The following is a 17207-nucleotide window of genomic DNA, read 5'->3' on the forward strand; positions in this document are numbered from 1 at the left end:
AATTAAAGGGTTAGGTTAAGTCCAAATGTATAAACCATTGGCTCCGGTAAATAGTACATTCTACTTACAACAGCCTCGGGATCAAGCCCCGATTTGTTTGCTTTCCATAGGAACACATTATTCACTTGCATTACCGCACGAACAGATTTGAAAGGCAAGCTTTTTAAAAATTGAGAATCGATTAAGGTATAACCTAACTGGATTTCTCTTACCCGTAGGAAAGAAGCATCGAAAACAGAGTTGCTGGAAAGAGTCGCCAATCGGCTATAGTCATCCGCGAGTTCAAAAAAGTCTTCCATTAAAGGGATGGCCGGAATATCAGTCTTATGCTCATCACCCGGTTGTCTCCAACGTTTGGCGATTTTATTATTATAAGAGCTATCCCATACATAACCATACATCTCTGGCATTTCCATGCGAGCAACTTGTCCTAAGTTAAATACGGTAAAGATAGATAGGTTAAATCCTTTATATCTCAACGTGTTATTAAACGATCCGCTATAGCGAGGCCTTGTTGTACCATTCAATTCTAAAGATTCTTCCACTGGCACAAGGACTTTTTCGCCGTCAGCACCGTAAGTCTGTGGCCTCCCTTTTTCGTCCAATCCTGCCCAGCGATAACTCCATAGCGACTCCCTTTCATATCCTTCTAAGAATGGGACTACATCTCTTGGACGATTTAGCCTCGGATTGGTATCAGTAATTTTATTAGATATTACTTTGCTTTTATTATAAGCAAGATTCAATTGGCTCGACCATTCGAATGGACGGTTTTGTAGAATATTTGCTTGAATACCAAACTCAATACCCTTATTCGATAATTCTGCAGCATTAACATAGGCATTCGTTAAACCAACTGTAGGGTCCAGCTCCTGACTTCCGAGTAAGTCATAGCTAAACTTGTTATAATAATCTACATTGACTACAAAACGATTTGCTAAAAGGCCTAGATCTAAACCAGCATTGAAGGTACGCGAACTCTCCCAACGTAGCTTAGGGTTTGGAGGAGTTTGAAGCCGCGCAACAAAATCATCAGCAATATTGTTAAAAAAGCGTGTCGCTGTCAAAAAGGTAGTTGTTGAATTGTTCCGGTCGAAATTACCCGTAACACCAATAGTCGAACGAAGACTCAATTCTGAAATCCATTCATTGTTAAAGAAAGCTTCGTTGTGCAATAACCATTTACCTCCTACGCTCCATAGTGGCGTTCTTCTGAGCTTAGGGTCTGCACCAAATAAATTCGAATAATCATTTCTATAACTACCTGTAAAGGTATATCGACGATCATAAGTATAGGCTAAGGATGAATAAAAAGAATACTCTCTATTTTCAAAATAGCTTAATTTATTATAATCTGCGGCAACATAACGTTGGGTTAATCCTTCCCAATCTCTGACACCCAACGCAAGTTTCTTCGCGTCGATATCCTGCGAACTGTATAGCTCATCATTAAACCCTAACATTCGCTGGATTCCACCGTCGGCGATTCGCTTACTAATATCCGCCCCAGCAATTACATTCAAATAATGGCGCTCGGCAAACGTGTTTTCATAGTTCAATTGATTACGCGAAGCCATACGCTTGGTGTTAGTATAATTTAAGTCTAATACATCACCATATGGAATATATTTCACATAATCTCCCACAGCATCATCGTAAGCCGTAAATCTATTAACTAAGCTTCTCGTAAAATAAGATTCTTGATTATAAAGATTACGCTGTCTGCCGTTCAGACGTTCATAAACTAAATCATTCGTCAATCGCAGGCCTTTCATCAGCTTCCAATCCATTCCGAAAATACTACGAATACCAAATCCGGTCGATTTATTGTTCGCCAGGTTATTATCTGTCAATAAATTCACCCCATTATCCAAATACCCTAGGCCCATTAAACGGTCGTTTTCAATCTTATTGTAGCCGAAATAATTATTGATAGGATTACCTTGTTCATCCTGTATCATTTGATACGGTTGCAAGGCTCGTATATTGCTTTCTAAATTACTAACACCCTGATTCCCCCAGTTATAGTCCATCGATATGTTACTACGCAGCGTCAGAAAGTCGGCCAAATGGTATGACAATCTATTGGTCACCAAAGTACTCTTTGCTTGTGTACCTTTTGTTCCCGCTAAATCCTGCTCGAAATTAAAGCCAGAATAATAGTTGAATCTATCTGAACCGCCGCTGATGGATAAAAAGTGCTTCTGATTGATTGCTTGACGCAACAATAAATCATTTACTTGCGATTGATTATCTAATCCCGCTAATAGGCTCAATCGTCTATCGCGCTCCGCTAAATCAATATCCTTACGATCGAAATCATTAAAAATTCCTATGGATTGCGAATATCCACCCGAAGAATTATCGAAAATGCCGGCCATGATATAACCCTTGTCATATTGTTCCTTTTCATAGTCGATAACATCCGCTGAACTTGCTCTTTGCAATGCGGAATAATCAGGTCTAGACTCTACCCTCAAATTTCCAGAATATTGGATTACAGGTTTCCCAGCTTTTCCTTTACTCGTCGTGATAACGATGACCCCATTCGCAGCCTGAGAACCCCAGATTGCAGCAGCCGCTGCATCTTCAATACCGTAATATTTTCGATTTCATTCACATCAGGCATAATTTCACTTGGAAACCCATCAACTACGATCAACGGATTTGTGCCGGCGCGTAGCGAACTACCGCCACGAACTCGCATGTCCATCTTTCCATCCGGTGTTGTATAAGTGTTAAGACCAGGAACCGCATTTTCTAGAATTTTATCTAGTGAATTGTTATTTCTTTCCTGAATGAATTCCTTTGAAATACCACTGCTGGAACCCGAAGAGCTTTCCTTTTTTAGCGCCTGATAACCCGTATAGACAATATCGATATCTTCGATTACTTCATTATTTCTAAGCAATTGTATCAGATTCGAATCATTAGCAGAGGCTATACTATACTCTTGAGGTCTAAAACCCAAGCTTGTGATCATAATATGTACAGGGAACGAGTTTGAAGGAAACTCGAATTCACCCTTTGAACCTGTAGCTAGCGTATGATAGGTTCCCGAATGGCTATATCGCACCGTTGCGCCGACCATCGGATTCCCCTCTTCGTCGATTACACGACCTCTAACAATCTGCTGCTGCGAGTTTGCTGTTTGAGATAACTTCGCATTATCTACACGAATAATTACCGTTTTCTTGTGCAGTCTGTATTCAACCGGCAGGTTTTTAAACAAAGCTGCCAGTACTTCGTCGATATTACCAACGACAGAAACATCAACTAGCGTATTTGAGAAGTCCTTACCCTCCCAAAAGAAATGGTATCCATTTTCTTTCTTGAGTTTTTCAAATATTTGGCTCAGTCGTTCTTGCTTCGCATGAACTTTCAAATCCTGCCCAAATGCTAATGCTGAATTACTATGAATCAGACAAACAATTAGCAGCACTACGGCAATTTTTTTGACAAAGAGATAGTCTAAACCTCCCCAGGTTTTGTAATTAATAAAATGCTTCATAAAAAATTGGTTATTTCTTTTCTTGGTTTAAGCGTACTTTTATTTGGTTATTTTCATTAGAGAATCTATAATTCATGTTCTTATCGATCAGGATATCTAATACCTCATTGAGCGAATAAGTTTTAGGAATATCACCGTGATATTCGCCTTTCGGCAGATCAGCATCTATATCAAAGGTAACCGGATACCAACGTGCTAGTTGCGCACAAACTTCCCTTAAGTTTTCGCCATGGAAACTGAAATATCCGTCCCGCCAACTTTGCGGCGCATCCTCGATAATATTTTTAAAATCTAACAGTCTGCTATCTCTGTTGAATAACCCTTGCTGCCCAGGCTTTAAGATCACGGCTTTATCTACTTGCTTATTTGACGCTAATATCTCTAGCTTTACGGAACCTTCGAACAGGCTCGTTGTACTCCACGCTTCCTCTTGATAGTTTTGTATGCGGAACTTTGTGCCAAGCACTTCTACTGCCTGACCGGCAAAATAAACTTTAAAAGGGGTATACAATAGACCCTGCGGGTTTCTTTGTTTGCTAACCTCAAAATAAGCCTCGCCCTTCAAATATACTTCTCGGTTTTCCACGGCCCATTGTTTTTTAAAACTCAACTCCGACGCCGCATTTAACCAAACCCGAGTACCATCAGGCAGTAATATTTTAGTTTCTGTACCCACCGGGGTCCGGAAGCTGTAATTCTGGTTAGCCTCATTTATATCGCCATCAAAACTATATGCGATATAACCATCACTCGTCTTAAAAAGCTTGCTGCCATCAGCATCGATGGTATCACCTTGACCGACCTCATTAAGGGAAATTACTTTACCGGTAGCCAATACCAACTCCGCTCCTTTTGTAGAGTCTGCTTGAATAACAATGTCTAAAGGAATGTCTTTTTGTTGAGAAGTATAGATCGCCAAACCCACCGCCATGGTAATTATGGCTGCAGCTGCCCATTTAATCCAGGAAATTTGACGAACCAGCTTCGTATTCAACGCAGGCAATTGTCCAGCGATCCTTTCCAAACGAATATGCATATCTGCATCGTCCATACTGGTTGCAGATTTAGCTTGTTCGTTATACCAACGAAATAGCTGTTCTTGCTCGTTTTTGGATATTGTACGCGCTTGGTATTTGCCAATTAAATTCTTTATCTCTTCAGGTAGCATGGTTATTTTTTAATTGCCTAGTATCATAAAGACAGCTAACCCAGCCGAAGGATATATAAGAAAATGAAATAAATTTTTATTAACCCGCTAAAAGAACAATAACGGCTTTAAGAACACGCTGTCTAAGAATTGCCAAAGCTTTGGAAACCTGCAATTTAGATGTACCTTCCGAAATTTGCAACAACTCGGCAATTTCCTTATGACTAAGGCCCTCATTTCGACTTAAATTAAAAACTTCACGCATTCGAGCAGGAAGCTTGCCGATCTCAGACTCGATAATCGCAGCCAACTCTTTCCCAATAAGATCTAAGTCACTATTGCTAGTCTGTTCCGACTGCTCAACAAGAACATGCTGAATATAATTATCCATCACCTTCTGATGACTGAGCTTATTCAGTACCCGATTCCGTGTCATGCGATAAAGATAACTGGAAAGGTTTGCTTCTGCAGGAATCGACTCGCGCTTTTCCCAAAGCGTTGTAAAGACCTCTTGAATCACATCCTCAGCTTCATCCATGTTCCTGACAACGTAAAAAGCATGCTTAAATAAGATTTCACGGAATTGCTTGAAGGCGATTTCAAAAGCCATAACATTCCCCTCTCGTATGAGATTAGCCAAATCCTCTTCGCGAATGTTCTTTTCCTCCATCTAAATTTAGTCAATAATTGAAACCGATCTGATAAAACCGATTCTTCCCAAACTTAGGAAATCAACGAACGAAAACAAAACTTTCATCTCCCCATTTGAGAGATGAAAGTTCTGTATGGCCATTGGAAGAATAGCTAAGAAACGAATAAGTAAACTAGATATAAATGGAATTATTGCTTTAATATCCATTCAACCATCTCCTTCACGTCTTCTTCTTTCAGGTTCGGGTGTGCAGCCATAGCCACCTTGCCCCATACCCCACTACCACCATTCATTATCTTCTTCACTAGGATAGTTTCGGCATCTTTATTATCCTTATAATATTTCGCAACTTCCTGATATGATGGTCCCACAGATTTCTTATCGATAGCATGACAAGATTTACAATCTGATGCTTCAATTAAGCTCTGTCCACGAGGAATATTCGCTTGCTGATGTCCTACAGGATTTGCTGCATCCCCTGCATTGGTAGATCCGCTTTGCGCGCCCTTTGAAGAACCTTCCTTATAGTCAAATCGAGCAACAGCGGCATCCGGGTTCTTGCTGAACCAACCACTACCATACTCTAACACATAGATTTTTCCATCAGGCCCAACCTCCATATCGATTGGAGATGCTAATTTCATATTCGAGATGAAAGGCTCCATCTTGTCAAAATCCCCGTTCGGCTGCATGGAAACCAACATCACCCAGCCTCTGATCCAATCATAAATAAATAGTTTACCATCGAAATAGTCAGGATAGCGCGTCTCCTTTGGAAACATTGATGAGTAATAAACAGGTCCGGTCTCCGCATTGCGACCTCCATTGCCAAGCTGCGGAAATTCAGGCGAATCGGCATAAGGATACCATATAAATGCGGGCTTTGCAGCAGGCAATTCTTTTAATCCGGTATTGTTTCTCGACTCATTTACTGGTTTCATGGGATCAAACGCTGCACCTTTCGCACCTGTTTCATAATCATGAGCATGATAAGCATAGTTATTGCCAATGAAATATGGCCAGCCAAAGAAACCTGCTTCACGTGCCTGGTTGACTTCATCGTAGCCGCGAGGTCCTCTCCCTACGGAATCTTTGCTTGCATCCGGCCCTACTTCCCCCCAATATAAATACCCTGTCTTTGCGTCAACCGAAATGCGATAAGGATTTCTATTTCCCATGACGTAGATTTCGGGACGTGTATTCGCCTGATCCTTTTTAAATAGATTTCCTTCAGGAATCGAATAACTACCGTCCTCATTCATCCGGATCCTAAGAATCTTACCGCGAAGATCATTGGTATTTCCGGATGTCCTTTGCACATCATATTGCTCATGCCCAACGCGCGAATCTTTTGGAGAGTAACCATCACTCACATATTTCTGCCCTTCTTCGTTAAATGGAGTAGAATTGTCTCCCGTGGAAATGTACAATAAGCGATTTTTTCCAAAAGCCAAAGAACCTCCTGTATGGCAACAGATATAACGCTGTGAGTAAAACTGAAGGATAACCTTTTCAGAACTCATGTCCAATTTCTTATCCTTGAACACGAATCTGGAAAGTCGGTTCACCGACGTATCTTTCGGACTATAAAAGGCATAGATATAATTGTTCTTCTCAAAATCCGGGTCTAGTGTCAAACCCATAAAGCCTTCCTCTGCATTGACCTTTGGGTTTCCAGTTTCATGATATACATCTAAAAAGCCAACCTGCTCCACTTTACTTGTCTTTTGGTCGAGCAATAAAAGTTCTCCACGACGCTGCGCAATTAAAATAGAAAGGTCAGGAAGAATAGCCATTTCCGTAGGCTCAAAAAGCTCCCCTTTTGCCATGGTGACCTTTGTGAAATCCGCATCTGTAGGAACGGGCTTCGCTTTAGCTTTTTTATAATCTAAGACATAGTTCTTACCAACCACATATTCGATTCCCTGGAGTAGTTGACTCATATAATTTTTATCAGAGAATAGGGAATTTGAATAAGCTTCCTTCTTTTGTAGCGAAGCTACGCGACCTCCCTCTATTTCTTGTTGAGATAAGTCATCAGAATTATTAGATGAAAATAAGCGCTGATACCAGCCCCAGTCAACTTCCGTATCTTTTATAGACTGAATGGCCAAGACGCCGCCACCTGCCTGTATATAGCGCTCGAATGCTACTTCCTGATATTTATCCAAAGTATTTCCGGATGTATTTAACATCACAACCGCAGCGTAGTTTTTCAAGGAATCCTCAATAAACCTAGCCGCATTGGAGGTTGTATCCACGTCAAATTTATGTTCTACCCCTAGTTTCATGATCGCAGCAGCGCCTACAGAATTCGCGTTCGAACTGTCTTTATCAGACGTGGTAAACACCAATATCTTAGGGTCTCCGTCCCGCTTTTGCTGACAGGAATAAAAACTCGCTACACAAATTAATAGCACAAGGGTTTTAAAGAAATAGGATGCCATTTTCTGGATTTTATAAGTGATTAGGTTGTTGACTGTATATTATAGACTCGAAGCTAGTGTAATAGCTCGAGTTTATTTTTTAAATATAGATATTTTAGAAAAGAAAATGATAAGGTTTAAACATAATTACAACGCCTTACTTCTATCCAATTCAATCCGTACGTTAAAGTTTCCATAGACGCCGCCTTTTCAATTTTCCCCTCCCATTTCCAAAAACTTATCCCTAATTTCGTCAGCATAAAAAAAATTAAAATGAGAAAACTACTGATATTATTTCTATTAAGCTCATCGGTAGCCTATGGACAGCGAAAGCTAACCATTGACGAAACAGTCTTTGGTCCTGGAAAATTCGCTCCAAAGACTATCACTGGTTCTAAATGGGTCAAGAACAGCGATGCATTTTCGAGTTTAGATAGTACTTATCAAAATTTACTGATTCGCGAAGCCAAAAGCAACTGGCAAGCAAAACAAATTATCAGCAAAGCCGACCTACGAAGCGCTATTGTTGCTGCTATTCCTTCGGATAAAATAGAATTGCGCCGATTTCCAACTTCATACGATTGGATAGATGCAAATACGATTTCTTTCGACGTAAGTGGGGAGAAAAAAGCCTACAACATCCATTACGACCTTTCAAAAAAACAAGCAAAAGTTGCTTCAAGTGTTCCGAATGATTTAGAATCAGCGACTGCTAGCAATTCCCAATCTAAAACAGCTTACCTAAATGGCAATAATATTGAGATCATCGATCAAAATGGCACGAAGGTAATTGTGACAAAAGACACGGTTGATGGTATCGTGAATGGTACAGATAAGGTCCACCGTAACGAATTCGGTATTGACAAGGGCATGTGGTGGTCACCAAATGATAAACTTTTGTTGTATTACCGTAAGGATGAGAGCATGGTTACAAAGTATCCATTACCACAATGGGATACACGTGTTGCGACCGTAAAAGATATCCGCTATCCAATGGCCGGAATGAATTGTGAGGAAGTAACGCTACAAATATTCAACACGGAGACTGGCAAAAATATACAATTGCAAACGGGCGAACCGAAAGAACAATACTTAACGATTGTAACCTGGGATCCAAGCAACGAGTTTGTGTATGTGGGTGTATTGAACCGCGGACAAGATCATTTAAAATTGAATAAATACAATGCACAAACTGGCGCATTTGTAAAAACTCTTTTCGAGGAATCATCAACGACATGGGTCGAACCTCAACAGCCATTAGTTTTCTTACCGAACAATCCAAAACAGTTCTTGTATCAAACCGATAAAGACGGTTTCAATGCTCTCTACCTATACGATACTGAAGGAAAGCTAATCCGGAATCTTGGTTATAAGGATGTCGTTGTTACCAATTTCCAGGGCTTCGACAGCAAGGGCAATAAAGCCTATTACGTCGCAGCAACGAACAATGGTATGGAACGCCACTTATTTGAAGTTGATATCAAATCAGGGAAAACTACACAATTAACTGAAACCAATGGTGTACATAATGCTTCGGTAAGCAGCAGTGGACAATACGTATTGGACCAGTACAGTAATTTGAGCACTCCAAATAAGATTCAGGTTATCAATAAAAAAGGAAATAAGGCCAGCTCAATTCTTCAAGCGAGCAATCCTTTCGACGGTAAAGTCGATCTTCCAAATATAGAATTCAAATCATTCACGTCTCCAGATGGACAGACGCCTTTAAATGCACGTATTACTTACCCATTGAATTTCGATCAGAATAAGAAATATCCGGTGATGGTCTACCTATATGGAGGATCACATGCGCAATTGGTAACTGACCGATGGTTAGGGGGGCTCGGTTATTTTGATATGTATATGGCACAAAACGGTTATATCGTTTTTACCCTAGACAACAGAGGATCAGATGCACGTGGACGAGATTTCACCAGAGTAACACACCGAAACTTGGGCGAAGCCGAAATGGCAGATCAGTTGGTGGGTATCAACTACCTGAAATCGCTACCATACGTTGATACTGAAAACATGGGAATATTCGGATGGAGTTACGGTGGTTTTATGACCAGCTCTTTGATGACCAAACATAACGATATCTTCAAAGCGGCTGTAGCCGGAGGACCAGTAATGGACTGGAAATATTACGAAATCATGTATGGCGAGCGTTATATGGATACTCCACAGGAGAACCCTGAAGGCTACGAGAAGACTTCCTTGTTAAATAAATCAGATAAGTTGAACGGTCACCTATTGATCATTCATGGTGCGCAGGATCCGGTCGTAGTACAGCAACATAGTATGGATTTTGTACAAAAATGTATAGAAGCCGGAAAACAAGTGGATTACTTCCTTTATCCTACCCACGAACACAACGTAATGGGAAAAGATAGAATCCATATGTACGATAAAATCGCTAAATACTTCGATCTACACCTCAAGAAGTAAACAGACAAACATCTAGAAAAGGCTATCCACCGATTGTGGGTAGCCTTTTTTTGTCCCATCCCTTCCTCGCAAATAGCTAATACCTGGTTCCACTCAAACCCATTGTAAACCCAATTCAAAACCCTTTCATATCCCAATCAAAACCCTTCTGGAGCGGCTATGATTGAGGTATGGAAGGGGTCAAATAAAGAAGCGATTTAAAGATTGTCTTTGAACCAGGAAAGGAAGGATGCAAGGATGAGCAGGATCAAGCAGACTTACACTTTTGTCTTGAACCAGGAAAGGAAGGATGAATTGATGAGCAGGATCAAGCATACTTACACTTTTGTCTTGAACCACGAAAGCAAGGATGAATAGCAGGATCCTGGTTCTCCTTTTCTCCTTCCTTTCCTTGTTCAAGACAAAACATCCTGACTATCATTAAACCCCTCCTTTCCTATTCACAACTAGCGACCATACTCTAATATCTAATGTCTTACATCTCACATCTAAAAAAGGGTTGATTTGAAAATAAAATAGTACATTCTAAAATTCCCTACCTAGCTGATTGATACTTTTCTATTTTTGTACAAAAGACTTACACCTGTGCAAAAAACATTACTGCTTTTCAGCCTATTATTGCTTACTGCTATTGCTCACGCTCAAAACAGCAAGCTCAGCGGAACTATTCAAGACTCCCTATCCAAACATCCACTCGCATACGTTAGCATTGCGGTAATTGACGAAAAAAATCAAATTGTTGAGGGGGAGATGACAGATGCTAATGGGCGTTTTGTTTTTGCTAATTTAAATGCTCAGCAGTATTATCTTCAAGTCAAATCTTTGGGTTATAAACAAAGGCAATTGGCTATAGATCTTAGCGGTCAGAAACAGGTAAATCTTCAGCCTATTCTATTATCGGCTGACAGCGAAACGCTCGAAACAGTGCATATAGAAGGCCAAACAGCAGCACAGAAACATAGCGCTGACCGACAAGTATATCAAGCGAATCAATACAAAAATGCGGTAGGCGGAACTGCGCTAGACATTGTAAAGAACCTGCCTGCAGCGGCCGTTGATGCTGCTGGCAATATATCTGTTCGTGGAAATTCAGGTATTCTAGTTTTAGTAAATGGGAAGCCTTCCCTTGTTGATCCGGCGACAATTCTAACGCAAATTGCAGCAAATGACGTTAGTGAAGTGGAATTTATCAGTAGTCCGACGGCACAATACGATCCGGACGGAAAAGGCGGAATTATCAATATAAAGACGAAGAAATCCGTAGGCTCCGGCTTTGCTTGGGTGATGAATTTACAAGGCGGTTTACCGAGTATCGACGATTACGACAATTTAAAAAAACAACAACGCTACAGTGCGGATGTTGCTTTCCAATATAGAAAAGACAAATTAGAACTTAGTGCATCGGCAAACTATCTGCGTAATGATAATGCGGGATTTAGAGACGGCGATGTAAATACAATTATAGGCGATAAGCAGACTTTCTTTCCTTCCAAAGGCGAGCGGAGCTTTGACAAATACAATTATGGATTGCGCTTAAATGCAGGGTATGAACTTAATGAGCGACATCAGCTTAGCTTGGGCGCGTTAGCGTCGCGTAGGTTTCAAGACCGCGTTGCTGATATATATTATAACAATAGAAGCATTGTTCCTTCAACCGGTGAAACGATATCTACATTAGATTATTTTAATCCTAACCTACAAAACAAACAGGGTAAATTCTATCTGCTAGATCTGGCCTATACATGGAAAATAAATCCGGCGCATAGTCTGCAGCTCGGTGCAATTTATGAGTACGCCGACATCTACGGTTCGACAAAGAACAATAATATCGAAAATCAAATCGATACCATACAGCGGACCTACAACAAGTATACAAACCCATTGAAAGGGCTTCGTCTATCAGCCAATCACCAATGGGGCATAGGCAATGCAAAAATCAATAGCGGTTATCAACTACGAAGAGATGAGCAGGATGGGAATTTTGAATATTATGCTGCTGAACGGAATCAGAGAGATTTAAGTTTGATACCTGAATTCTCCGGAAAGATGAAAGCGAGCAATACGGTACATGCAGCCTATTCACAATACGATCAAAAATTCGATAAGCTCAGTCTTTCCTTAGGCTTGCGCTATGAATACTATCAGCGAGACTTGATTTTGCTCCATACGCAGGAGTCTTTCCCCTACTCGATTCACCAGCTATACCCATCGATTAATTTAATGCGCGATTTGGGCGAAGGCTGGTCATGGAAGATGGCCGCCTCGCGCCGTGTGCAAAGGAATAACAACTTCGAGCTAAACCCCATTCCCGAGCGTGAACACTCGGAAACTTTGGAACAGGGGGATCCAGAATTGCTGCCAGAATTCATTAGCCAAGCGGAAACCGGTCTGGTAAAAAAACTGAACAAGGGGTCTTTATTTATGAATGCTTATTTTCAGCATAGCAAGAACCCCATTCAAAGAGTAAACTCGGTTTATGCGGATACCATCTTGCATCGTGTATTCACTAATGCAGATTATGCTAACCGTCTAGGCGTTGAGCTTGGCGGTGAAGGTAAGTTATTTCAATGGTTACAAATTAATGGAGGGATCAATCTCTATAATTACAAAATCACTGGAAAGGTTTTGGATTATGAGCAGGTTCGTAGCAATCAAGACTGGGTATACAGTATAAATGCAGGCGTGCAGGCTAGCCTTCCCAACAATTGGAGCGCGGGTTTACAGGTCAATTATCTGTCTGAAAGACCTACGGTGCAAGGGATGGATTCTCGTTTTCTCACACCAAACTTCAACCTTAGTAAATCTTTCTGGAAGCGCGCAATGACGGCACAACTACAATGGCAATTCATCGAGTTGGGGAAATGGGGTGTGAATGAACAGCGAATCACAACATCTGCACCGGATTTTTACACGACGACGAATTATATTTATGAGAAGAACGTGTTTTTGCTAAACCTCAATATCAATCTACAACGCTTAAATCAGGTTCTTAAATTACCGAAAAGTGAATTCGGAGAAAAAGAATTCTAGTCCGTCATTTTCCGATAGTTTTGCGGAGTGAGTCCGACAACTCGTTTGAAATATTTAGAGAAATTGGATCGATCCGCAAAACCTAATTCAAAAGCAACTTCAGCTACCGTCTTGTTCGTGTAAAACAGCAAACGCTTGGCCTCAGAGCTAATATAGCTGGACAATATTTCAGAAGCGGATTTATCCGCATATTTTTGGCATGCAGCATTCAAGTTTTGTGGACTGGTGTGGAGCAAGCCAGCATAATATGCAACATTGTTCAGGACCTGCTTTTCTTTATTCAGGACATCGGTAAACTGTAGAAATAGGTTTTTCGATTTAATTTTTATAGGGTTTTCCGTAGCTATTTGCTGTACAGATTTCGCTAGGATTGCTTTCAGTAGTGCTTCTTGTACTGTTCGATGTTCCTCTGTCAGCAGCAAGGAAAACAGGGAATGAAGCGTAGAGATGTCTTTAAAATTAATGGTATTCATATCCTCCAATTCATCGATTAACCTTCGGATTTCCAAATCCAAACTTTCCTCTACAAATTGACGCTTTAATAACAGGACATAGCCCTCCACCGGTTCGCTCAGTTCCCAGTGATGTACATTATCTTTACGGATAATCAATAAACAGGGCGCTTTGACTTGTATTTCATGCCCATCGATATAATGCTTTCCCAGCGTTCGTTCTAATAGCACAAGCTCCAAATAGCCGTTATGCTTATGTGGCTTGGTTATGCACTTCTTCTGATCGAATAGCGCTACTTTAAGCAATTTCGAGGGGTCTGTTTTATCCTTTATGGCGATTGCCTTATTTATCATGAACTAAAAGTACGATATATGCAGATGTTTTCTAAATCATGGCACGTGTTTGGCTCGAATTTAGGAAAAAAGATTATTATGCCTTGGAATCCGGAAGTTTACAATCAATATAAAGAAATTCGCTATAAACCCTTCTATGATTTATCGGACTTGCTCATCGATGACCATCACTCTAAAGCGGTCGATGTGGGCTGTGGAACCGGCGAGCAAACGCTTTTATTATCGCAAAAATTTAAACATACCAGTTTTCTAGGGATTGATTCCTCTACAGAGATGCTTTCTGAAGCCAAGGAATTATCGAACGATCGATTAAGTTTCAAACAACAGGATATAGAATCCTTTGTGGCTGATGAAAGTCGTTGGGATTTGATCTTTAGCAACGCAGCGTTGCAATGGGTAGACGATCATAACAAGTTGTTTCCTGCGTTAATTTCTAAGCTTAATAGGGATGGTCAATTTGCGGTGCAGATGCCCATGCAGAAAGACAATACCTTGAATATGCTATTGGATCAGCTCGTTCAGGCAGAACCCTTCCAAAAAGAATTAGATGGTTTCAGAAGATTATCTCCTGTATTGACGCTAGACGAATACACGCAAATTCTCTTTGACAATGGATTAAGTGATATCAATATCAGCATTCGCACCTATCCTATTATCGCGGAAACTGCAAAAGATCTATACGACTTTATATCTGGATCTACCCTCGTTCCCTATATGGAAAGATTGGACGATAAAAAGCAAGCTTTGTTGCAAGATTCATTTATTGCTCTTATTGAAGACCACTACGAGCGATTCCCTGCGATTTATCCATTCAAACGCATCTTGATGTATGGTGTTAAACGGTAATAGGCTATTTTTCTTTGAAACAATGGAACTGAACAATCAACCCCTCTTCTTCAAGTTTGATAACGAAGGAGCTTCCATTTGACTCTATGCAGGAGAAAGTTGTTGTGTTTCCTTCAAAACTTTTCAGTTCAAATATGGACAAACCCTCGAGAAACCTATAGGTTCCAGTTTCTGTCGTCAATTGCCTAACTTCCTTGCCATTGATAATGACGTCCTCATATCCCGACATACTGTATAATTCTCCAGCGCGAAAGGTAATACGGTTTTCATCGACGTCTTGCTGAGTGATCGTATCCTTTTCGAAAATCAAATGCGAATGGCTCAATTTCCAAGTGCCCGTAATGTTCGAGGTTTTAACAGGTATAATAGGTTCTTCTTTATTACAAGAAATAAAAAACAAACTGAAAATAAAAAACGCGGTAATAATCTTATTCATAAGTAGAATTGCTTGAGATAATCTATTAGATTGTTCCCTTCAGGGATTAACAATACTACGGTAATCTGAAGCAATTCAAAATGACGACGGTAACAATCGAATTGAATAGTTTATTTTGTAGTTAAAATATGATACCCAATATTTATTACAGCATGTTTTGATACGCGTCGCGATGTCGACATTTGAGGAAGACCGCGAGGCTTAAATTTATAAAAGCGCAGGATTTCGTTAGAATCACTGCGCTAAATTAAATCTGTTATTATAAGCTTGATTAAACTCACTCAAGAGACTCGCGTAACAAGCCCTCCTGATGAATTTAGACGATTACTCTACTTATTTTATACTACCACGCACCATCGCGCATCTGTACATAAATAAAATATACAATGGCCATAATAATAATAGCAATGATGATGGATCGCCAAATATTGCGCCCCGCAGGTGCATCATCTTTTTCTTCTTTCACCACTTCAGGTACGTTCTGATCCTCTAGTGGCTTCTTTTCGTTGTATTCTTTGTTCTCTTCCATAATTGTTCTCCTTTTTAGCTTCCATCAATAGGAAGGCTAGTATACATTCTTCATTATCTACGTTTCTTATTGAACAAATCTGACGGTATTTAGTTTTTCTATAGGAAGGGTTGGCGAAAGCTGTCATATTGGCAATGAGCTTTATCGGTTTGTCAACCATTGCGAAACTATTAGTCCCTCTGACGATGGTTTAACGATTAAGTTACCAATAGTTAACTAGTTACCGATGGGTTACTCAATGCCATTTCGACGCGCGATGGCTTTACATTTGTACAATAGATTAGAAAAAGGAGGAAATCATGAAAGTAAAAAATATCAGCAAAATCGAAGGTAGATTACCAATACGTGATCCATATATCATGGGCGCTTATCACTTTGATAAATACCCAGAGGGTAACGGAAAATTTGGACCGAAGGTTTCCTTGGCAGGTCGTAATATTGGAAGCGACTTTGATAATAAAAACGAATGGCGCATGTATCACGGGGAAAATATTCCCGGCTTCCCACATCACCCACACAGGGGATTCGAGATTATTACGATTATCCCAGAGGGCTATGCTGACCACTTTGATTCTAAAGGATCTAAAGGGCGTTATGGACAGGGTGACGTGCAGTTGATGAGTGCGGGCTCGGGCGTACTTCATGCAGAGATGTTCCCATTGATTCATGAGGATAAACCAAACCCTTTGCGTTTGTTTCAGATATGGTTGAATCTTCCGGGTAAAAACAAATTGACCGATCCGAACTATAAGATGCTTTGGGCAGAGAAGATTCCTACGGCTGTTGTTGAACAAGGAGATGGAAAGAAAGTAACTGTTAAGGTTATTTTGGGCGAATATGCCGGAACAAAAGATAGTGGAGCATTGACCCATTCATGGGCGGCAGACCCTAATAACCACGTCGGAGTAGCATTGGTGGATATGGATCCGAATACTGAATTCGTACTTCCGGCAGTATCCAGCACAATGAACAGGTTCGTACTGTTCTACGACGGCGCTGGCACGATCGAAGTAGATACTTATAAAATGAAGAGCAATCACTTAGCAGATTTAGATGGCGGCGAGGAAATCATCATTAAAAATGGCGACAACAGAGCCCAATTCTTGATCTTAGAAGGAGAGCCTATCAATGAGCCGGTAGCAGCATATGGTCCATTCGTTATGAATACACAGCAAGAACTGCAAGATGCATTCCGCGAGTACCAAGTCACCGAATTTGGCGGCTGGCCTTGGGGCGACAAGGAAACTGATCTTGTAAACCCTAAAGACGCCGGAAGATTTGCAAGCTATAACTTCGGAAAGGAAATGGATAAACCTACAGTGTAAGGTTTATTGAAAAGAAGAAAGGGAAGACTCGTAAGGGTTTTCCCTTTTTTT

General features: G+C 40.5%; 12 protein-coding genes. 4 read left to right on the forward strand and 8 right to left on the reverse strand.

Annotated features, from left to right (window positions below):
- Nucleotides 1-2 precede the first annotated feature (2 nt).
- The 5 genes from DSM08_RS11470 to DSM08_RS11490 form a co-directional block, all read right to left on the reverse strand.
- Nucleotides 3-2594, reverse strand: a complete 2592-nt coding sequence (locus DSM08_RS11470; protein ID WP_149526280.1) for a SusC/RagA family TonB-linked outer membrane protein — start codon at nt 2592-2594, stop codon at nt 3-5.
- Complete coding sequence (locus DSM08_RS11475) at nt 2498-3511, reverse strand: TonB-dependent receptor plug domain-containing protein (protein ID WP_149526281.1); 1014 nt, start codon at nt 3509-3511, stop codon at nt 2498-2500. Before DSM08_RS11475 ends, DSM08_RS11470 begins: the two co-directional genes overlap by 97 nt.
- Before the next feature lie 10 nt (nt 3512-3521).
- Complete coding sequence (locus DSM08_RS11480; RefSeq protein WP_149526282.1) at nt 3522-4679, reverse strand: FecR family protein; 1158 nt, start codon at nt 4677-4679, stop codon at nt 3522-3524.
- A 79-nt stretch (nt 4680-4758) separates the two neighbouring features.
- On the reverse strand, nt 4759-5328 hold the full coding sequence (locus DSM08_RS11485; RefSeq protein ID WP_149526283.1) for an RNA polymerase sigma factor: 570 nt from the start codon (nt 5326-5328) through the stop codon (nt 4759-4761).
- Between the two features lie 170 nt (nt 5329-5498).
- Nucleotides 5499-7757, reverse strand: coding sequence for a PQQ-dependent sugar dehydrogenase (locus tag DSM08_RS11490; RefSeq protein WP_149526284.1), 2259 nt, complete (start codon nt 7755-7757; stop codon nt 5499-5501).
- Nucleotides 7758-8009: 252 nt separating this feature from the next.
- On the opposite strand from DSM08_RS11490, the gene DSM08_RS11495 reads away from it, so the two are divergent.
- Complete coding sequence (locus DSM08_RS11495; RefSeq protein ID WP_149526285.1) at nt 8010-10184, forward strand: S9 family peptidase; 2175 nt, start codon at nt 8010-8012, stop codon at nt 10182-10184.
- 585 nt (nt 10185-10769) lie between these two features.
- Entirely contained in the window at nt 10770-13214 is a 2445-nt protein-coding gene (locus tag DSM08_RS11500; protein WP_149526286.1) for a TonB-dependent receptor, read from the forward strand.
- Here DSM08_RS11500 and DSM08_RS11505 read toward each other — a convergent pair.
- Nucleotides 13211-14020 carry a helix-turn-helix domain-containing protein gene (locus DSM08_RS11505; RefSeq protein WP_149526287.1) on the reverse strand — a complete coding sequence of 270 codons (810 nt, stop codon included), beginning with the start codon at nt 14018-14020 and terminating at the stop codon, nt 13211-13213. The two genes, DSM08_RS11500 and DSM08_RS11505, sit on opposite strands and share 4 nt — an antisense overlap.
- A gap of 18 nt (nt 14021-14038) precedes the next feature.
- Here DSM08_RS11505 and DSM08_RS11510 point away from each other — a divergent pair, with 18 nt between their 5' ends.
- Entirely contained in the window at nt 14039-14866 is an 828-nt protein-coding gene (locus DSM08_RS11510; protein ID WP_223110805.1) for a methyltransferase domain-containing protein, read from the forward strand.
- Nucleotides 14867-14870: 4 nt separating this feature from the next.
- Here DSM08_RS11510 and DSM08_RS11515 read toward each other — a convergent pair whose 3' ends face one another.
- Both DSM08_RS11515 and DSM08_RS11520 read right to left on the reverse strand, forming a co-directional pair.
- On the reverse strand, nt 14871-15302 hold the full coding sequence (locus tag DSM08_RS11515; protein ID WP_149526288.1) for a hypothetical protein: 432 nt from the start codon (nt 15300-15302) through the stop codon (nt 14871-14873).
- 343 nt (nt 15303-15645) lie between these two features.
- Nucleotides 15646-15831 (reverse strand): hypothetical protein, encoded by a 186-nt coding sequence (locus tag DSM08_RS11520; protein WP_149526289.1) that lies wholly within the window; start codon nt 15829-15831, stop codon nt 15646-15648.
- 299 nt (nt 15832-16130) lie between these two features.
- Here DSM08_RS11520 and DSM08_RS11525 point away from each other — a divergent pair, with 299 nt between their 5' ends.
- On the forward strand, nt 16131-17156 hold the full coding sequence (locus tag DSM08_RS11525; protein WP_149526290.1) for a pirin family protein: 1026 nt from the start codon (nt 16131-16133) through the stop codon (nt 17154-17156).
- Nucleotides 17157-17207 lie beyond the last annotated feature (51 nt).

Origin of the sequence: Sphingobacterium hotanense, assembly GCF_008274825.1 — a bacterium.
In the GTDB taxonomy this organism is placed as follows: Bacteria; Bacteroidota; Bacteroidia; order Sphingobacteriales; family Sphingobacteriaceae; genus Sphingobacterium; species Sphingobacterium hotanense.